The organism is Streptomyces sp. NPDC048434 (genome assembly GCF_043200375.1).
Lineage (GTDB): Bacteria > Actinomycetota > Actinomycetes > Streptomycetales > Streptomycetaceae > Streptomyces.
The window spans coordinates 102,054-121,354 of sequence record NZ_JBICXQ010000019.1 but is presented as its reverse complement, the minus strand read 5'-3'; the positions used below and the strand labels follow the sequence as shown (position 1 = coordinate 121,354).

Annotated in this window: 13 protein-coding genes; 3 read left to right on the top strand and 10 right to left on the bottom strand. The window is 69.6% G+C overall.

Annotated elements, in window-relative coordinates:
- Positions 1–348 precede the first annotated feature (348 nt).
- From ACGFWI_RS22855 to ACGFWI_RS22845, 3 genes are all read right to left on the bottom strand, one after another.
- A complete protein-coding gene (locus ACGFWI_RS22855; RefSeq protein WP_393907886.1) occupies positions 349–2,046 on the bottom strand; it encodes a BCCT family transporter in 1,698 nt (565 codons plus the stop codon).
- 78 nt (positions 2,047–2,124) lie between these two features.
- A complete protein-coding gene (locus tag ACGFWI_RS22850) occupies positions 2,125–3,468 on the bottom strand; it encodes a M14 family metallocarboxypeptidase (RefSeq protein WP_393907829.1) in 1,344 nt (447 codons plus the stop codon).
- A gap of 80 nt (positions 3,469–3,548) precedes the next feature.
- Complete coding sequence (locus ACGFWI_RS22845) at positions 3,549–5,513, bottom strand: Xaa-Pro dipeptidyl-peptidase (protein ID WP_393907828.1); 1,965 nt, start codon at positions 5,511–5,513, stop codon at positions 3,549–3,551.
- Positions 5,514–5,778: 265 nt separating this feature from the next.
- On the opposite strand from ACGFWI_RS22845, the gene ACGFWI_RS22840 reads away from it, so the two are divergent.
- On the top strand, positions 5,779–7,269 hold the full coding sequence (locus tag ACGFWI_RS22840; protein ID WP_393907827.1) for a M1 family metallopeptidase: 1,491 nt from the start codon (positions 5,779–5,781) through the stop codon (positions 7,267–7,269).
- 58 nt (positions 7,270–7,327) lie between these two features.
- On the opposite strand, the gene ACGFWI_RS22835 is transcribed toward ACGFWI_RS22840, so the two are convergent.
- On the bottom strand, positions 7,328–8,209 hold the full coding sequence (locus ACGFWI_RS22835) for an oxygenase MpaB family protein (RefSeq protein WP_393907826.1): 882 nt from the start codon (positions 8,207–8,209) through the stop codon (positions 7,328–7,330).
- A gap of 406 nt (positions 8,210–8,615) precedes the next feature.
- Here ACGFWI_RS22835 and sph point away from each other — a divergent pair, with 406 nt between their 5' ends.
- Positions 8,616–9,590, top strand: coding sequence for a sphingomyelin phosphodiesterase (gene sph, locus ACGFWI_RS22830; RefSeq protein WP_393907825.1), 975 nt, complete (start codon positions 8,616–8,618; stop codon positions 9,588–9,590).
- A gap of 34 nt (positions 9,591–9,624) precedes the next feature.
- On the opposite strand, the gene ACGFWI_RS22825 is transcribed toward sph, so the two are convergent.
- The 3 genes from ACGFWI_RS22825 to ACGFWI_RS22815 all read right to left on the bottom strand — a co-directional run bounded on the left by ACGFWI_RS22825 (position 9,625) and on the right by ACGFWI_RS22815 (position 13,706).
- Positions 9,625–10,128 carry a macro domain-containing protein gene (locus tag ACGFWI_RS22825; RefSeq protein WP_393907824.1) on the bottom strand — a complete coding sequence of 168 codons (504 nt, stop codon included), beginning with the start codon at positions 10,126–10,128 and terminating at the stop codon, positions 9,625–9,627.
- A 173-nt stretch (positions 10,129–10,301) separates the two neighbouring features.
- Entirely contained in the window at positions 10,302–11,762 is a 1,461-nt protein-coding gene (locus ACGFWI_RS22820) for an amino acid permease (protein ID WP_393907823.1), read from the bottom strand.
- 114 nt (positions 11,763–11,876) lie between these two features.
- The gene (locus tag ACGFWI_RS22815; RefSeq protein WP_393907822.1) at positions 11,877–13,706 is read right to left on the bottom strand and encodes an AMP-dependent synthetase/ligase; all 1,830 of its coding nucleotides are present in this window, start codon (positions 13,704–13,706) and stop codon (positions 11,877–11,879) included.
- Between the two features lie 132 nt (positions 13,707–13,838).
- Between ACGFWI_RS22815 and ACGFWI_RS22810 the strand changes: the two genes are divergently transcribed.
- Positions 13,839–14,597, top strand: coding sequence for a MerR family transcriptional regulator (locus ACGFWI_RS22810; protein WP_393907821.1), 759 nt, complete (start codon positions 13,839–13,841; stop codon positions 14,595–14,597).
- Between the two features lie 36 nt (positions 14,598–14,633).
- Here the strand turns inward: ACGFWI_RS22810 and ACGFWI_RS22805 are convergent, their stop codons facing one another.
- The 3 genes from ACGFWI_RS22805 to ACGFWI_RS22795 all read right to left on the bottom strand — a co-directional run bounded on the left by ACGFWI_RS22805 (position 14,634) and on the right by ACGFWI_RS22795 (position 19,293).
- Positions 14,634–16,838, bottom strand: coding sequence for a 3-hydroxyacyl-CoA dehydrogenase NAD-binding domain-containing protein (locus ACGFWI_RS22805; RefSeq protein WP_393907820.1), 2,205 nt, complete (start codon positions 16,836–16,838; stop codon positions 14,634–14,636).
- A gap of 31 nt (positions 16,839–16,869) precedes the next feature.
- Complete coding sequence (locus ACGFWI_RS22800) at positions 16,870–18,084, bottom strand: acetyl-CoA C-acetyltransferase (protein ID WP_393907819.1); 1,215 nt, start codon at positions 18,082–18,084, stop codon at positions 16,870–16,872.
- A 66-nt stretch (positions 18,085–18,150) separates the two neighbouring features.
- On the bottom strand, positions 18,151–19,293 hold the full coding sequence (locus ACGFWI_RS22795) for an acyl-CoA dehydrogenase family protein (protein WP_393907885.1): 1,143 nt from the start codon (positions 19,291–19,293) through the stop codon (positions 18,151–18,153).
- Between the last annotated feature and the right edge of the window lie 8 nt (positions 19,294–19,301).

Here is a 19,301-nt window from a genome sequence, read left to right as displayed (position 1 = left end):
TCCATCTGGGTACAGGGGGAGCCCGGCAGCGGCTGCGCATACGCGCGCCCGGCCGACCGGGACGGCCCACTGTGGCACACCGCCCCCGGGCCGGGGCAAATCCGCGCCCGCACCCCGAAACGATCACCGGCCGGAGGCGGCGAAGCACGCCGTGGCGCGGGCCCCGGCGGCCGGCGGCACTGCCGGGACGCGCCGGATCGGTGCGGAACCGCGGACGACGCACGCAGCCAGAAGGGCCGGCCGGACACCGCGTCCGGCCGGCCCCTCACCTGCGCCTCGGGACCACCTCGTGACCGCTCACCGGCCAGACACATCCGGTCAAGTGGACAGCCCGTCAAAGCGTCGTGCCTAGCCGTCGCTCCGGCTCTCGGCGCGGGCGTCGTCCCCGACGTCGCCACCGTTCCCGTTGCCGCCCGGCCCGATCTGAAACTCGAAGTCACCGTCGTACTGTTCATGGCCCGCGATGACGGCCATCTCGACGGCCTCTTCGCCCTTCTGGCCGCGCACGATCAGCGGGTCGCTGCGCAGATCGCGCATCAGCGCCCAGCACATGGTGATCATCACGACCATGAACGGCACCGCGACCAGGATCGTCAGATTCTGCAGTCCGGTCAGGGCGTCGCCCGAGCCGCCGCCGATCAGCAGCATGATCGCGGCGACCGCGCCGGTCACCACTCCCCAGAAGATCACCACAAGCCGGGTCGGCTCGAAGGTGCCCTTCTGCGAGAGGGTTCCCATGACGATGGACGCGGCATCGGCGCCGGACACGAAGAAGATGCCGACCAGGATCATGACCAGAACGCTCATGACCGTGGCGAGCGGGTACTGGTGCAGCACGTCGAAGAGCTGGCCTTCGGAAGTGCTCGACCCGTTGAGCTGCTTGGAGTCCTGGAGCTTCATGGCCGAGCCGCCGAAGACCGCGAACCACGCCAGGCTGACCACACTCGGTACGAGGATCACGCCGCCGATGAACTGACGGATCGTGCGGCCACGGCTGATCCGGGCGATGAACATGCCCACAAAGGGCGTCCAGGAGATCCACCACGCCCAGTAGAACACCGTCCAGCTGCGCAGCCAGCTGCCGACATCGGCGCCGCTGCTGGCCTCCGTACGGCCCGCCAGCTGCGGCAGCTCGCCGATGAACGAGCCGAGGGAGGTCGGCACCAGGTTGAGGATGAGGATGGTCGGCCCGACCACGAACACGAAGGCCGCCAGGATCACCGCCAGCACCATATTGATGTTGGACAGCATCTGGACGCCCTTGGCGATGCCGGAGACCGCGGACAGGATGAACGCGATGGTCAGCACGGTGATGATGACGACCAGCAGGCTGGTGCTGACGCTGTCCATCCAGCCGAGCACCTTGAGGCCGCTGCCGATCTGCAGCGCGCCGAGCCCGAGCGAGGCCGCGGAGCCGAAGAGGGTGGCGAAGATGGCCAGGATGTCGATGACCTGGCCGCCCCAGCCGTTCGCCCGCCGGGTGCCGATCAGGGGGGTGAACACCGCGCTTACCGTCTGCCGCCTCCCCCGCCGGAAGCAGGAGTAGGCGATGGCCAGCCCCACGACCGCGTAGATGGCCCACGGGTGCAGCGTCCAGTGGAACATCGTGGTCGCCATCGCGGTGTCCATCGCCTGGGCGGCATCCTTGGGATCGGTCCCCGGCGGTGGTGTGGCGAAGTGCCCCAGTGGCTCACTGACGCCGTAGAACATCAGGCCGATACCCATGCCCGCGCTGAACATCATCGCGATCCATGACACGGTGCGGAATTCGGGCTCCTCGCCCTCCTTGCCGAGCGTGATCCGGCCGTATTTGCTGACGGCCAGCCAGATCGCAAAGATCACAAAGCCGGAGGCGGAGAGCACGAACGCCCAGCCCCCGTTGTCGATCACCCAGTTCAGCAGGGATGTCGAGACGTTCTTGAGTGATTCGGTGGAGGTCGCTCCCCAGGCGATGAAGGCGAGGGTGAGCAACGCGGTCACGCCGAAGACCACACGGTCGGTCTGCGGGGGCCCGGTCAGCCGCGGATCCACGGGAAGATCTGCCAGGGATGGCGTGCCACCCCCGTCTCCGGTTTCTTTGACTGTCTCCGACACGCGTCAACCTTTCAATGGGCCATATTTTCCTTACCCGTTACCCCCTACCACATGACGGCAGACGTTCAAGGGCGTCGCGACCGTAAGGTGATAACCGGCCCGCTGGTCCAACAGCAGCGGGATGAGCTTCCGCAGCGGCTGGCGCAGCGGTACGACGACGCCGTCCCGGTCCCGCTTCCAGAGCACTCCGTGCAGCGCCAACTCGTCCTTGACCTGCGCGAATTGTGCCGCGTCGAGGTGGTAGGCGCAGGGCGGGTCGGACAGGATCTGTCCCTCGCCCGCGGGTTCGTTGTCCGCGCCGCCGAGGTAGACCGGACCGCGGTCGGTGTAACCGGCGAGCCGGGCGGCGGTGGTGGCCGCCTCGATGTGCGGGCGGTGCCGGTCGAAGAAGGTGAACGCGCCGTGCAGCGCGGCCAGCTGGGAGTCCACCCGGCGCCGGTTGTTGCGGGCGGGGTCGGCCTTCTCTGCGGCGGTGAGGGCGTCGACCCGGGTTTCGACGAGCAGTCCGACCGAGCCCTTCACCCCGGCGGTGTTGCGCAGAATCCGCTCCTGGCCGTCGCCCGCGACCTGCTTGACGGGGTCACCGGTCTCCGGGTCGGTCCAGATGCCGTAGACGCCGGTGGTGAATCCGGCCCGGTGGACAGCGGGTTCGACGAAGTCCCGGGAGAGCGCGGTGGCCTCGCGGTGCACCCCGTCCGCGGTGTTGAGGTTGCGGGGCCACAGTGACAGCAGGTCCTTCATGTAATACGGCACGGTGGGACCGTATTCGTGCAGGTCGTAGAGGGTGTCGGGGCGGTAGTCGCGGATCACGGCGGCCATCGCGCGGGCCTCGGCGGTCTTGAGGGCGAGGTGATCGCGGTTGATGTCGACGCCGTCGGAGTTGCCACGGGTGTCCGCGGCCCGGCCGTCGGGGTTGGCGGTCGGGACGACCAGCACGCTGGTGTGCGCCAGGAACCGCCGGGTGGCCGGATCCTTGGCGTAGGCGAGGTTACGGACGGTGCTCAGACACGCCTCGCGTCCGGAGGGTTCGTCGCCGTGCTGGGAGCAGATCAGCAGCACGGAGTTGCCACGGCGGACGTCCGCCGGGCGCTCGGGGGCCGGGGCACCGATCCTGACGAGCCGGAGCGGGCGGCCCCGCTTCGTGGTGCCGATCCGGTCCATCCGCACACGGGCCGATGCGCGGTCGACGGTGGTGAGGAACTTCTGCTCCTCGGCCCCGCTGGTCCAACGGGCACCGTGGCTGGTCTCGAATCCCGTACGGGGTACGGGGGTTCCGGTCGCGCGGGCGAGGGAGGCCGGCAGGGTCGCGCCGAGGGTGGCCGTCAGTCCGATGGCCACCGCCCCTAGGGACAGGCGGCGGGAGCGGGATATCACGAGGTGGTGCCTCCCTTGGGTGAGCGGTGGCGGTGAGGGGGGCCGGGCGGGGCCGCCCGCGGTGGGCGGCCCCTGGGCGGTCATCCCCCGGCCGGCATCCGGCTGATCGAACGCGGCGGGGCGATACCGTCCAGCGGCGGGGCGCCGGCCGGATGCCGGGACGCGCCCGTGGTGGCTCGCGCGAAGGCCGGGGCGCCGCCGGTCAGCGGCAGTTCGGCAGAGGTGCGGGACAGATCGAGGGTGAGCTTCGGCGTGGACGCGGGCGGGTCGATCAGGCCGGCGTCGGTTCCGGCCACGATGAGCGCGAGCCGGTGTCCGGCGGGCACGACGTGATCGCTCGCGGCCAGATCCAGGGTGATGGTGTAGCGCTTGCCCGGGGTGAGCGGGCGGCCCTTGTGGGCGTCGGCGTAGTTGCCGAGGTCGGCCCAGCCGCGGCTGAAGACGGTGTACCCGACCTTCTGGGGGTCGGCCGCGGTCTCCTTGAAGCAGCCGGTGTCGCCCGGGGTTCCGGCGCCCCAGCAGGTGCGCTTGTCGAGGGTGGTGATGCCCTCGCCGTCGGCCGCGTAGTTGCGGATGGTGTCGGGCCCGAGGTCCACCAGGACGGCGGAGAGATGGGCGGTCGAGGTGCTCGGGGTGGCGGTCACCCTCACCTTGCCGGAGCCGGACAGCCGCAGCGGTGCGCGCAGCGGGGCGGTGCTGAACCCGGCCTTGGCGGGCGTCGGTTCATCGATCCGGGCCGCCCAGTCGGCCTCGCTCAGCTTCGGGTCGTCGGTGAAGGCAGCGGTCGCGCCGGGCGGCGCCTTGGCGGTACCCAGGACGCCGACGCCGGGTGCGGTGCCGGCGCGCGGCCGCAGAGTGGTGGCCCGGGTGCCGGGAGCGGGCCACTGCGGGTCGGTGGACCAGGTGCCGGGGGAACGCTCGATGTCGGCCATCGGGGCGCCGTCGATGCCGTTGTCGTAGCCCATCAGATAGTGGTCGAACCAGTGGTGCAGGGTGGTGACCCAGTCCCCGCGGCGGTAGTCGAAGGGGTCGACATGCCCCGTCTGGGAGAGCCAGACCTTGCGTTCGACGCCGTGCCGGGCGAGCGCGTCCCACCACTGCCCGGCGTGCCGGGTGCGGACGTTGAGGTCCTGCATCCCGTGCACCATGAAGACGCTGGCCCGGACCTTGTCCGCGTGGCGCACATAGTCGCGCTCGGTCCACAGGCCGGTCCAGTCGCCGTTGCGCGGCGCACCGTCGGCGAGCTTCTTCTGCACCGCGGCACAGCGCTTGTGTGCGTCGGGGCTGTTGACCAGATCCGCGAGGGTTTCGGGGCCCGAGTCGTAGAGCGGGGCCCCCTTGGCGAAGTAGTAGTCGTACCAGGACGAGATACCGGCGATCGGGACGATGGTCTTCAAGCCCTTGACGCCGGTGGCCGCGACACCGTTGGCGATGGTGGCGTCCCAGCTCTTGCCGATCATGCCGGTACTGCCGTTGGACCAGCCGGCGCTGACGGGTTTGCCTCCCGTACGGGCGGTATAGGCGCGGCCTCTGCCGCCGAGCCAGTCGACGACGGCCTTGGCCGATCCGATGTCGGAGCGGCCGCCGACGTCGATGCAGCCGTCCGAGCGGTTGGTGCCCGCGAGGTCGACGAGGACCGTCGCATAGCCGCGCGGCACGAAGTAGTTGTCGTAGTAGAGCGGGAACTGGACGGGCCGGCCGTGGTCGTCGTAGGTCTTCTTCTGGCTCTCGTTACCGCGTCCACAGCAGGAGTAGTACGGGCTGGCGTCCATGATCACGGGAATCCGGCGCCCCTGCTGCGCGGGTTCGGCGGGCCGCACTATGTCGACGGCGACGCGGTCGGTCCTCCCGTCCGCGTCGCCGTCGAGCCGTGTGTCCACCCAGACCGATTCGCGTATCGCGTGGTCGTAGGAGTAGACGGGTCTGCTCTCACGGGGCGCCGCCTGCGCGGCGGCCGGTCCGATCAGGGCGGACAGCAGGGCGGCGACCGCCGCCAGCACGAGCACGGTGAAGGGGGTGCGGGGGATCCGCGCAGGATTCGTCACGGGCGGACGGTAGCGCGGCTCAACTCCCGTACGTAAGAGCCCCGTCCGGAACCCCGGCAACCACGGTCACGGCGGAGGGCAGCACCGGAGGGCGCACATCGGGGACGGCGCCGGCGAGGAGCCCCGCCGGCTCGATACGACCGGTCGACGGGGCCGGTTGGTGGTTCATGTCGGTCATGTGTCAGATGAGGCCATGTACATGACGCCGCGCCGTCGCAGTACATAGGGTCTGACAAGAGCCATCCCCCTACGAGTTGGAGGACTCGTGCGTCACAGACTCCTGGTCCCGGGTGCAGTCGCACTCAGCCTGCTGCTGGCGATCCCAGCCTCCGCGGCCGACTTCACCCCGGGCGCTCCGGGCGTGGGCGACACCTACTACCCCGAGAGCGGAAACGGCGGATACGACGTTTCCCACTACGACCTGCGCCTCAAGTACCAGCCGAAGACGGACCTGTTGGAGGGCACGGCGACACTGCTCGCCAAGACCACTCAGGATCTGTCGCGCTTCAACCTGGACTTCGGCCTCAAGGTCAGTGAGATCCGGGTCAACGGCAAGAAGGCTTCCTTCGCCAGGTCCGGCAAGCACGAGCTGGAGGTCACTCCGGCCACACCGCTGGAGAAGGGCCGGCAGATCAGCGTCGTCGTGCGCTATGCGGGCAAGCCCTCCGAGCTGAAGATCGACAACTTCAGCGCCTGGGCCCGTACGCCCGACGGCGGTGTGGTGGCGCAGGAGCCGGACGCCGCCGTGTGGTGGTTCCCGAGCAACGACCACCCCACCGACAAGGCGACCTACGACATCTCGGTGGCGGTCCCGGACGGCACCCAGGCGCTGAGCAACGGCGTACTGGCCTCGCAGGCCTCCGAGCTGGGCTGGACGCGCTACAACTGGCGTTCGGACAAGCCGCAGGCGACGTACCTCACGACGCTGGCCATCGGCAAGTTCGACATCACCACCGACAAGACCGCGAACGGGCTGCCGGTGATCAACGCCGTCAGCAAGGACCTCGGCGCGAACGCGGGCTCGGCGCGGGCCAGCATCGAGCGCACCACCGAGGCCACCGAGTGGCTGGAGAGCGTCTTCGGCCCCTACCCGTTCAATGCGGTGGGCGGCTATGTGCCGAACGTGCCGGCTCACTACGCGCTGGAGACCCAGACCCGTCCGTTCTACGGCGAGAAGGCCTTCGACCGCGGTACGAACGTCTCCGTCGTGGTGCATGAGCTGGCCCACCAGTGGTACGGCGACAGCGTCTCGCTCAAGGACTGGAAGGACATCTGGATCAACGAGGGCTTCGCCTCCTACAGTCAGTGGCTGTGGTCGGAGAAGGAGGGCGAGGGCACCGCTCAGGAGCTGGCGGACTATGTCTACGCCCAGCACCCGGCCAACGACCCGTTCTGGAAGGTCAAGCCGGGCAACCCGGGCGCGGAGAACCAGTTCGACGACGCCGTCTACGACCGTGGCGCGCTGGCCCTCCAGGCACTCCGCAACAAGGTCGGCGACAAGGTCTTCTTCGGCATCCTCAAGTCCTGGCCCACGGAGAACAAGTACGGCAATGCCTCGGTGGCCGACTTTGTGAAGTTCGCCGAGAAGAAGTCCGGCAAGAAGCTGGCCGGGTTCTTCGACACCTGGCTGTTCCAGCCGTCCAAGCCGGCGGCGGGCGCGGGCAGGCAGGCGTTCGGCGCGGGGCAGGCGCCGGTCGCCGAGCCCAAGTCGTGGAAGCAGATCGCGGCCGCCACGCACGACGTGCACCGGCACTGATCCGGCAGCCGGGCACCGCCGCGGTGCCCGGGAAGCGATCCGGCCGGAGCCGGGGTGGTCACCCCGGCTCCGGCCGCCTTCGTTCCGCCTGCCCGCGCGCCGCCCGGCGCGCCCGGCGCGCGATCGGGAAGAAGCGCAGTCGCTCCGGCAGCACTGGGACCACGGCGCGGACGATCAGCCCGAAGCGGCGCAGCCGACGCTCCTCTGCGTCCGTCCACTCCAGCCCGATGGCGCGCCGGGCCTCCGGCGGCATCAGCCCGATCGTGACGAAGCGCCGGAAGCGGGCGAACCGCGGGCACAGCCACGGCCAGGTCAGCCGGAGGAGCAGCCGCACCCACCGCGGGCCGCGGTCCGGGACCGGCAGCGCCGGGTCCGTCGCCACCAACTCCTGTACCACGACGGTCGCTTCGAGTACGTTGTCGAGCACCTTCTGGTAGTACGGCCAGAACTCCTCGACGGTCTGCGGCATATCGCGGTCGTGGATGCCCAGGATCCGGCCGACCTGGAGCCACTCCGCATACAGCTGCCGCTCCTGCGCCTCGGTGAAGGGGCGGCCGAGATAGTGCTGCGCGTGCCGGAAGACCGGGTAGCCGGTGGCATGCACCCAGGCGTAGTAGGCGGGGGTGAGCGCGTGGTATTTGCGGCCGTGTGCGTCGGTGCCCTGGATGGTCCTGTGCAGCTGCCGCAGCCGGCGCCCCTCCGCGGCCGCGCCCTCGCCTCCGTACACCCACAGCTGCAGCGAGGTCAGCGACCGCTCCCCGCGACCCCACGGGTCCGTACGGAACACGGAGTGCTCGTCCACACCGGCACCCACGGCCGGGTGTGCGACCTGCATGGTCAGCGCGGGCGGCAGCGTCAGCAGCATGCGGATGTCCCCGACCATCGACCAGAGCACGCCTCCGACCGGCGGGGGGTTTGGGTCATTTTTTACCGTATTCATGTCATTAATCATGATACGGCGCCTCCGGCGGTCGACGGATACGGGGGTGGTCCGGACCGGTATCCGCTTCCGTCCGCGAAGCATGGCGCCGCAGTGATCCGCCGGGCTCTGGGCAGGCCCCGGCGCCGACCACCGCTCCCCCGGCACCCGCACGCCCCGGCCGCCCCGGCCCGCCTCGACACCCTCGGCGGCAGGGTCGATCATGACCGCGAGCGCGAGCCCTGCGTCCGCCGGCCGGCTCGTTCGGACGCTCCGGCCAGGGCGGCGCCCGCGAAAACCGGCGCGGCGTCACCGGCAAGAGCTTCGGCCTGTCCATCTCGCACCCTCCAGGAGGTTACCTGGAAGTAACCCCAGCTGATTGGATGAGCGTCACCGGATCAAGTCCCCACCCCCATAGGGAGATTCAGTGTCGCACTCAGCGTTGCGCACGTCCCGGATCGCCGCAATCGCCACGGCCCTCGCCGCTGTCACCGCGGCCGCTGCCGCCCCGTCCGCGTCGGCTGCCACCACCCCCCATCTGAAGGTGCTCAGCTACAACACCTTCCTCATGAGCAAGAACCTCTACCCCAACTGGGGCCAGGACCACCGCGCCCAGGCGATCACGGCCGCCGGCTTCTTCCAGGGCAATGACGTCGTCGTGCTCCAGGAAGCATTCGACAATTCCTCCTCCGAGGCGCTGAAAGCCGCGGCCGCGGCGCAGTATCCGCACCAGACCCCGGTGGTGGGCCGGAGCAGGAGCGGCTGGGACGCCACCGGCGGCGCCTACTCCGCCGTCACCCCGGAGGACGGCGGGGTGACGCTGCTGAGCAAATGGCCGGTGCTGCGCAAGGAGCAGTACGTCTACAAGGACGCCTGCGGTTCGGACTACTTCTCCAACAAGGGCTTCGTCTATGCGGTGTTGGACGTCAACGGCACCAAGGTGCATGTGGTCGGCACCCACACCCAGTCCACCGACTCGGGCTGCAAGCCGGGGGAGGCGGCCGCGGACCGCGCCAAGCAGCTCAAGGAGATGGACGCCTTCCTGGACGCCAAGAACATCCCGGCGGACGAAGAAGTGATGGTCGCCGGCGATCTGAACATCGACTCACACGGCGCCGAGTACGACGCACTGCTGCGCAACGCCGACCTGGCGCCCGCCGACAGCCGCACGGGCCACCCCTACTCCTTCGACACCCGGGAAAACTCCATCGCGAAGGACCGCTACCCGAACGACGCCCGCGAGGATCTGGACTACGTCCTGCACCGCAACGGCCACGCCCGGCCCGCCGGATGGCAGAACACCGTGGTCAAGGAGGAGTCGGCACCCTGGACGGTCTCCAGCTGGGGCAAGGACTACACCTACACCAATCTCTCCGATCACTATCCGCTGATCGGCGGCTGAGCCACTGCCGTACTGCGGTCGACGGGTGGGGAGTTCAGTGGTCGTAGACCGTCACCGGTATGCCGCGCCGGGTGAGCCGCTCGGATATCAGCGGCTCCACCCGGGACCACGTCCCTCCCGCCAGGCCGCAGCCGATCCGCGGCATATGGACGGACGCCCCGAGCTCCCGGGCCCGGTCCGCGACCCGGACCAGGCCGGCGTCGATGGCTTCGTACCTCACCGGGACGCCCTTGCTGCCCGTGCGGATCCCCCGCTGGCCGATGACATTGGCCACCCAGAGGCGGTCGGCGACCTGGACGAACTGTGCCGCGCCCAGCCCGAAGTCGTTCCGCGCACGCTCGCGGTGCCACCGGCGGTAGGCGGCCTCCGGCTCCGGCCAGCGGCGGGAGAGCGCCAGCACAAAGCCCTTGCCCCAGCCGCCCAGGTCGTTGCAGATATGCGTGATCACCTTGACGCCCTTGCCCTGCGGCGCGGTGGCGTCCCCCTTGACGTATGAGATCCGCGATGCGATGCATGAGATCCCCGTGTTCTCAGTCATGGATCCACGGTAAGGGCGGGCACTGACAATCGGCCGGGCGGCGAGACCGGACCGTCGCCGCGCACCGCCCGCCGCCCGCCGCCCGCCGCTGCCACTGACGCGAAAGGGCGGCCACGGAAGCCTTCCGGCCTCCGCAACCGCCCTTGATCCCGCAGGCGTTCGCCCCTGTGGGACTACTTCGACAGCTCGCGTTCCTGGGCGATCCGGCTGACCCGGCCGCGGACCGCGAACCAGCCGGCGACCAGCGCCACGGCGAGGACCGGGATCAGCATCACGGTCTGCCGGCCGACACCGTCGTCGAACCACATCAGCACGATGACACCGAGCAGGAAGGCGATGGTGGCGATATCGGTGACCGGGGTGCCGGGAAGCCGGAAGCGCGGGCGCTCGACCAGGCCCTCCTTCGACCGCCGCACGAACACCATGTGGCAGACCATGATCGTGCACCAGGTGCTGATGATGCCCAGCGCCGCGATGTTCAGCACGATCTCGAACGCCTCGCCCGGCATGACGTAGTTGAGCCCGACACCCAGCACACACACCGCGGAGGTGAGCATGATGCCGCCGTACGGCACCTGGTTGCGGTTCATCAGGCCGGCGAACCTGGGCGCGGAGCCCGCCATCGACATGGAGCGCAGGATGCGGCCGGTCGAGTAGAGCCCGGAGTTCAGGCTGGACATCGCCGCGGTCAGCACCACGAGGTTCATCACATCGCCCGCCGCCGGCACACCGACGTTGGACAGCACCGTGACGAAGGGGCTCTCGCCGCCGGTGTACTTGTTCCACGGCAGCAGCATGGCCAGCAGGACCACCGAGCCGACGTAGAAGACGCCCACCCGCCACATGATGGAGTTGACGGCCTTGGGCACGACCTTCTCCGGCTCGCCGGTCTCACCGGCGGTCACACCGACCAGCTCCACCGCGGAGTAGGCGAAGACCACACCCTGGAGCACGATCACCACCGGCAGCAGGCCGGTCGGGAAGAGGCCGCCGTGGCTGGTGAGCAGGTCCGTCCCTGGCGTGTGCCCGGCGACCGGGTGCTGGGTGGCCAGCAGGAAGATGCCGATGAACATGAAGGCGACCAGCGCCGCGACCTTGATGATCGCGAACCAGAACTCCAGCTCACCGAAGATCTTCACCGAGATCAGGTTCACCGTCAGCACGACCGCCAGCGCGATCATCGCCATGACCCACTGCGGGATATCCGTGAACAGGCTCCAGTAGTGGGTGTAGAGCGCGATCGCGGTGATGTCGGCGATACCGGTCGTCGACCAGTTGACGACATACATCCAGCCGGCGACGTAGGCGCCCTTCTCGCCCAGGAACTCGCGGGCGTAGGAGACGAACGAACCCGACGACGGGCGGTGCAGCACCAGCTCGCCCAGGGCCCGTACGACGAAGAAAGCGAAGAGGCCGCAGACGGCATAGGCAATGGCCAGCGCGGGTCCGGCGGAGTGCAGACGGCCACCGGCGCCCAGGAACAGGCCGGTGCCGATGGCTCCGCCGATGGCGATCATGTTGATGTGCCGGCCCTTGAGGCCCTTGCTGTAGCCCGCGTCGCCGGCATCCTGCTGCGCGCCGCTCCCCCCGTCAGGTGACCTGTGGGCTGTCTCGGTGACGGTTTCTGTGCTCACTGGTGGTGCATCTCGCTTTCGGGGAGGCGCTTGAGCGATTGCCGATCCCGCGGATCGCGCGGACGGCCGACGGCACACCTTCCCTGAAGACCGCTCCCCCGTCTGTGGGCAAGATCACAGGGTGTACAGGCCATCCAAGATTTGTCCGTATTTGTCACGAATTACCCGACGACGTAGTTTCAAGGAAGGCGTCAGTTCACCCGATTCCGGACCCCACTCCTCGCCCAGCAACCAGAACTTCTTGACCTGTTCGGTCCGATTGAGGTGGGTGTTGGCCGCCGCGACGGCCCGCTCGGCCTCCGCGCGCACCTCCGGATGCCCGGCAATCTCCCGCAGGGTCCCCTCGATGCCGTGCCGCGCCGCCCAGGCGGGAGCCAGCTCCGCGTCCAGGACCAGCAACGCGACGAGATACGCGTGGCCGTCGCCGTGCACCAGCGCCTGACCGATGAGCGGGTGCTCCTTGAGGGCGTTCTCGACGAGTGCGGGCGAGATGTTCCTGCCCGTCGACGTCACGATCATTTCCTTCTTGCGATCGGTCAGCCAGAGGAAGCCGTCCTCGTCGACCCGGCCGAGATCGCCCGTCGCAAACCAGCCGTCGGCGTCGGTCGCCGGCTCCACGGACCCGTCGGCCCGCAGATACCCCTCGCACACCGTCCGCCCCCGGACCTCGATCTCCCCGTCCGCCGCCGTCCGCACCTCCACACCGTCGATCGGGCGGCCGACCGAGCCCAGCCGGAAGGCACCCGGCCCGTTCGTCGTGGACACCCCCGTCGTCTCGGTCAGCCCCCAGGCATCCATGACCACGATGCCCAGACCGGCCCAGAACCGCACCACCTCCGGCGGCATCGGCGCCGCGGCACTGGCCGCCCACACCAGCCGGTCGAAGCCGGCCGCCGCCAGCAGCGGGTCGAGCACCTCGGCTCTGGCCTCGGCGTAGGCGCCCGCCAGCGCGGCGGACGGGCGCTCGCCGCGCTCCTGGCACGCGAGGAACGCGCGGGCACGCTCGCCCGCCGCGTCGACGGCCGCCCGCCGCTCCTCGGGGAGCTGCGCGCACACCGCCCGCACCGATGCCGCCAGCTTCTCCCAGACCCGCGGTACGCCGAAGAACTGCGCCGGATGCAGCTCACGCGCGGTCTGCGCCACCACGGCCGGATCCGCGCAGAGGTAGACGTGCGAGGCACGGAAGACCGGGAGGTAGAGCCCGAGCATCCGCTCGGCGATATGCGCGAGGGGGAGGTAGCAGAGGTGCTCAGCGTGATCGGGCAGCTCCACCACGGCGTCCAGCGCCAGCGCATTGAGCAGCACATTGCGATGGCTGACCACGACGCCCTTGGGGTCGCCGGTGGTGCCGGAGGTGTAGACGACGGTCAGCGCGTCGGCCGCGTCCGCCTGCCGCCAGGTTTCTTCGAAGGCCGCGGGGTCGTACCGCTCGGCGCCCCGCCCGGCCAGCGCCGCGAAGGTCTCGTGTCGGCCGTCCGCCCCGGTGCCCTCCCCATCGACGATCACCAGCGTGTCCAGGCGGGCGGTGGTGTCGTCGAGCAGCGGCTCCCAGCGCGCGAGCTCGCGCGCACCCTCCAGGACGGCCAGGCGGGCCCTGCTGTGCCGGACGATATGGGCGATCTGTTCGGGCGCCGCCGTGCCGTACACGGTCACCGGAACCGCTCCGAGGTGCACCAGCGCGAGGTCGCTGAGCCAGTGCTCGGGGCGGTTGCCCATCATCAGGAGGACGATCTCGCCGCGCCGTACGCCGAGCGATTGGTACCCGGCGGCCAGCTCGGCGACCCTGCGCCGCACCTCGGCCCAGCTGAGCGTGTGCCAGCCGCCGGCGCCGGTGTCACGCCAGGAGAGCGCCGGCAGTTCTCCGTGGTCCTCGGCGTTGCGCAACAACAGGGCAGGGAGGGTGAGTTCGTCCGGCGCACCGGGCATACGCAGGGTCGTGGTCACGGCGGCCTCCCGATGATGTACGCGTGACTGCGGACCGTACCCGGAGCCCGGCCGCGGCGCTGGGCGGCGAAGAAGGGGGCAGAACGGTTCAGAAGGTTTCACAGGAGTGGTGAGACAGCAATACTGTTGAACATGATGGAGCCCGCCACGGACCTGACGGTCGACGAACTGGCCGCCCGCGCCGGCGTCACCGTCCGCACGATCCGCTTCTACAGCACGCGTGGCCTGCTGCCGCCTCCGGAGATCGGTCCGCGCCGGGTCGGCCGCTACGGACCCGACCACCTCTCGCGGCTCGCACTCATCGAGGAGCTCCAGCACCAGGGCCTGACGCTCTCCGCGATCGAACGCTATCTGGAGCAGCTGCCCCCGGATCTGAGCGCCCAGGACCTGGCCATCCACCGGGCGCTGGTGGCGAGTTGGATTCCGGACAAGGCGGAGGACGCCACCCGGGACCAGCTGGAGCGCCGGGTCGGCCGGGGGCTGACCGAGGAGGATCTGGACCGGCTGGCGGCCATGAGTGTGCTCGTACGGACCGATGACCCGCAGGTCTTCCGGGTCGACCCGGGGCTGCTGCACCTGGGCGCCCGGCTGCTGGACGTCCCGATCGCGCTGGAGACCATCATCGCGGCGCGCACCGTCGTCATCGAGCACACCCGCTCGGCGGCCCGCGAGCTCAGCCGGCTCTTCAAGGACGAGGTATGGGAACCGTACCGGGACGGCGGGCCGGACGAGGAGGAGATGGCACGGATGAAGTCGCTCTCGGCCCATATGCAGCCGATGGTGGTGCAGGCACTGGTCACCGCCTTCCAGCGGTCGATGAGGCAGGAGCTGCGGGAGTCGTTCGCCAAAGAGGGCGACACGCGTCAGGGGGACCACATGTCCCAGGGGTGACGGGGGCGGGCCGGCCGGGCCCGCCCCCATGACCGGTCAGTCGCTGAACTTCTCGCCCTTCCCGGCCTTTTCGACCAGCAGCGCGGACGGCGCGAACCGGTCTCCATAGGCCTCCTGCAGCTCGCGGGCGCGGGCCACGAATCCGGGCAGGCCGACGCGTTCCTCCCGCCCCGGCCCACCCTGGTAGCCGTTGATGTACTGGATCACACCGCCGGTCCAGCCCGGGAAGCCGATGCCGAAGATGGAGCCGATGTTGGCGTCGGCGACGGAGGTGAGCACGCCCTCCTCGAAGCAGCGGACGGTGTCCAGCGCCTCGGAGAAGAGCATCCGCTCCTGCATGTCGAGGAACGGGATCGTGACGTCCTTCTTGGTGAAGTGCTCGCGCAGACCGGGCCACAGACCGGTGCGCTTGCCGTCATCGCCGTACTCGTAGAAGCCGCCGCCGCCGCTGCGGCCGGGGCGGCCGAACTCGTCGACCATCCGGTCGATGACCTCGTCGGCCGGGTGCGGCTGCCAGCTGCCGCCGGTCTCCTCGACCGCTCGCCTGGTCTCCTCCCGGATCTTGCGCGGCAGGGTGAGGGTCAGTTCGTCCATCAGGGACAGCACCTTGGCCGGGTAGCCGGCCTGGGCCGCGGCCTGCTCGACGGAGACCGGGTCGAGGCCCTCGCCGATCATCGCCACACCTTCGTTGATGAAGTGGCCGATGACGCGGGAGGTGAAGAAGCCACGCGAGTCGTTGACGACGATCGGGGTCTTCTTGATCTGGCGGACCAGGTCGAAGGCCCGGGCCAGCGCCTCGTCGCCGGTCCGCTCCCCCTTGATGATCTCCACCAGCGGCATCTTGTCGACCGGCGAGAAGAAGTGCAGGCCGATGAAGTCCTGGTCGCGCTCGACGCCTTCGGCCAGCAGCGTGATGGGCAGGGTGGAGGTGTTGGAGCACAGCAGCGCGTCGGGCCCGACGATGTGCTGGATCTCCTTGAACACCTTGTGCTTGAGCGCGACGTCCTCGAAGACCGCCTCGATGACGGCGTCACAGCCCGCGAGGTCGGCCGGCTCGGCGGTGGGCGTGATGCGCGCCAGCAGCTCATCGCGCTTCTGCTCGGTCGTACGGCCCCGGGAGAGCGCCTTGTCGAGCAGCCCCTCCGCGTACGCCTTGCCCTTCTGCGCCGCCTCCACGGTGATGTCCTTCAGGACGACCTGCATCCCGGCCCTGGCACAGGAGTAGGCGATGCCCGCGCCCATCATGCCGGCGCCGAGGACCGCGACCTTCTCGACCTTGTGGGGCGTGATGTCCTTGGGCCGGTTGGCGCCGGAGTTGACGGCCTGCAGGTCGAAGAAGAACGCCTGGATCATGTTCTTGGAGACCTGGCCGGTCACCAGCTCGACGAAGTAGCGCGCCTCGATGGTCTGCGCGGTCTCGAAGTCGACCTGGGAGCCCTCCACCGCCGCGGCGAGGATGTTGCGCGGGGCGGGGTACGGCGCGCCGGCCAGCTGCTTCTTGAGGTTGGCGGGGAACGCCGGGAGGTTGGCCGCGAACTTCGGCTGGGCGGGTGTGCCGCCGGGGATGCGGTAGCCCTTGACGTCCCAGGGCTGCTGGGACTCGGGGTGCTCCTCGATGAAGGCACGGGCCTTGGCGAGCAGTTCCTCGGGGGTGGCGGCGACGTCGTGGATCAGCCCGGCGTCCTTGGCGCGGGTGGCGTTGTACTGGGTGCCCTGGAGCAGCACCTTCAGCAGTGCGTCGGCGATGCCGAGCAGCCGGACCGTACGGGTGACACCGCCGGCGGCGGGCAGCAGGCCGAGGGTGACCTCGGGCAGACCGATCTTGGTCCCGGGGGTGTCGAGGGCGACGCGGTGATGGCAGGCGAGCGCGATCTCGTAACCGCCGCCCAGCGCCGCGCCGTTGACCGCAGCGACGACGGGCTTGCCGAGGGTCTCGATACGGCGCAGGTCGCGCTTGATGCCGTTGCCCGACTCGAAAGCCTGCTGGGCCTTGTCGGGGGTGACGGCGATCAGGTCGCGCAGGTCGCCGCCGGCGAAGAAGGTCTTCTTGGCGGAGGTGAAGATGATGCCGCGGATGCTGTCCTTCTCGGCCTCCAGGCGGTCGGCGACCGCGGTGAGGGAGGTTTTGAAGGCGTTGTTCATGGTGTTGGCGGACTGGTCCGGGTCGTCCAGGACCAGGGTGACGATGCCGGTCTCGTCCTGTTCCCAGCGAATGGTCGACAAAGCAGCGGATTCACTCATGGTGCGTACTCCGTGGTGGGTGGGACGAGGGTCAGAGGCGCTCGACGACGGTGGCGATGCCCATACCGCCGCCGACACAGAGGGTGGCCAGGCCGTAGCGCTTGTCCTGCCGCTCCAGCTCGTCGATCAGGGTGCCGAGGATCATCGCGCCGGTGGCGCCGAGGGGGTGCCCCAGGGCGATGGCGCCGCCGTTGACATTGACCTTGTCCAGGCTCAGGCCCATGTCCTTGACGAAGCGCAGCACGACGGCGGCGAAGGCCTCATTGATCTCGACCAGGTCGATGTCGTCGATGGTCAGCCCGGCCTTGGCGAGGGCCTTGCGGCTGGCGGGCGCGGGGCCGGTGAGCATGATCGTCGGCTCGGAGCCGGAGACCGCCGCGGAGAGGATACGGGCCCGCGGGGTGAGGCCGTAGCGTTCACCGACCTCCTTTGAGCCGATGGCGACGAGCGCCGCGCCGTCCACGATCCCGGAGGCGTTGCCGGCGTGGTGGACGTGGTCGATCTGCTCGACCCAGTGGTACTTCTGCAGGGCGACCGCGTCGAAGCCGCCCGCGTCACCGATGGTGGCGAAGGACGGCTTGAGACCGGCCAGGGAGTCGGCGGTGGTGCCGGGGCGCATGTGCTCGTCGTGGTCGAGGACGACCAGGCCGTTGCGGTCCCGCACCGGGACGACGGAGCGGTCGAAGCGGCCGTCCTTCCAGGCCTCGGCGGCGCGCTCCTGGGAGAGCGCGGCGAATTCGTCGACATCCCGGCGGGTGTAGCCCTCGATCGTGGCGATGAGGTCGGCGCCGATGCCCTGCGGGACGAAGCCGGTGTCGAAGTTGGTCATCGGGTCGGCGAACCAGGCGCCGCCGTCGGAGGCCATCGGGACCCGCGACATGGATTCGACGCCGCCCGCCAGGACCAGGTCCTCCCAGCCCGAACGCACCTTGGCGGCGGCCATGTTGACGGCCTCCAGGCCCGAGGCACAGAAGCGGTTCTCCTGTACACCGGCCACGGTGTCGGGCAGCCCCGCGGCGATCGCCGCGATCCGGGCGATGTCGGAGCCCTGGTCGCCGACCGGTCCGACGACACCGAGCACGATGTCGTCGATGGCGGCCGGGTCGAGCCCGGGGAAGCGCCGGCGCACTTCGTGGATCAGGCCGACGACCAGGTCGATCGGCTTGGTGCCGTGCAGTGCGCCAGTGGCCTTGCCGCGGCCGCGCGGGGTGCGGACCGCGTCGTATACGTACGCTTCGGTACTCAAGTCAACAAGCCTTTCGCATGAGGGTGGAGGCAGGAGCAGCGGGTGGGGACCGGGGCCGGTCCGGGGTCAGCCGAGCAGGGAGCGGCCGATGATCTCCTTCATGATCTCGGTGGTCCCTCCGTAGATCGTCTGGATACGGCCGTCGGTGAAGGCCTTGGCCACGCGGTATTCCGCCATATAGCCGTAGCCGCCATGCAGTTGCAGACAGCGGTCGGCGACGCGCTTTTGGAGTTCGGTCGCCCACCACTTGGCCATCGAGGCATGCACCGCGTCCAGTTCGCCGGCGGAGTGGTCGGCGATACAGCGGTCGAGGAACGCGCGGGTGACGGCGCATTCGGTGGCCATCTCGGCTATCTCGAAGCGGATGTGCTGGAGCTTGGCCAGCGGCCGTCCGAACGCCTCGCGCTCCTTGACGTACTCGCTGGTGATCTCCAGCAGGTATTCGGCGGCGGCGATACCGGCGACGGCGATGCCCATCCGCTCCTGCGCGAGATGGGTCATCAGATGGACGAATGCGCCGTTGAGCTCGCCGAGCAGGTTTTCCTTGGGGACGCGCACGTCGTGGAAGAACAGCTCGGCGGTGTCCTGGGACTTCTGCCCGATCTTTTCGAGGTTGCGGCCGCGCTCGAAGCCCGCCGTGCCACGCTCGACGACCAGCAGGCTCAGGCCGTGCGCCCCGCCTTCCGGTGTCGTCCTGGCCACGACGATGACCAGGTCGGCGAGGATGCCGTTGGAGATGAAGGTCTTGGAGCCGTTGAGGATCCAGTGGTCGCCCGCGTCCTCGGCGTGGGTGCGGATGCCCTGCAGGTCGGAGCCCGCACCGGGCTCGGTCATCGCGATGGCGGTGATGATCTCGCCGCTGCAGAAGCCGGGCAGCCAGCGGCGCTTCTGCTCCTCGGTGCCGAGGGTCGTCAGATAGGGGCCGATGATGTCGTTGTGCAGGCCCACGGCCAGCCCGGCCGCGCCCGCCCGGGTGAATTCCTCGGCCAGCACCGCGCTGTAGCGGAAGTCGGGCTGTCCGCCCCCGCCGTACTCCTCGGGAACCGCCATCCCCAACAGGCCCTGCTTGCCGGCCGCCCGCCAGGCGTCCCGGCTGACGATGCCGTCCTTCTCCCACTGCTCGTAATGCGGCGTCACTTCCTTGGCGAGGAAGGTCCGTACGACCTTGCGGAAGGCCTCGTGGTCCTCGGTGAAGATCTGGCGCTTCATCTGCGCGG

Bases quoted from the DNA above. Each gene is read 5' to 3' on its own strand.
- ACGFWI_RS22810 (WP_393907821.1), top strand. From the start codon at position 13,839: ATGATGGAGCCCGCCACGGACCTGACGGTCGACGAACTGGCCGCCCGC.
- ACGFWI_RS22825 (WP_393907824.1), bottom strand. From the start codon at position 10,128: ATGACTGAGAACACGGGGATCTCATGCATCGCATCGCGGATCTCATAC.
- ACGFWI_RS22805 (WP_393907820.1), bottom strand. From the start codon at position 16,838: ATGAGTGAATCCGCTGCTTTGTCGACCATTCGCTGGGAACAGGACGAG.
- ACGFWI_RS22795 (WP_393907885.1), bottom strand. From the start codon at position 19,293: ATGAAGCGCCAGATCTTCACCGAGGACCACGAGGCCTTCCGCAAGGTC.
- ACGFWI_RS22835 (WP_393907826.1), bottom strand. From the start codon at position 8,209: ATGAATACGGTAAAAAATGACCCAAACCCCCCGCCGGTCGGAGGCGTG.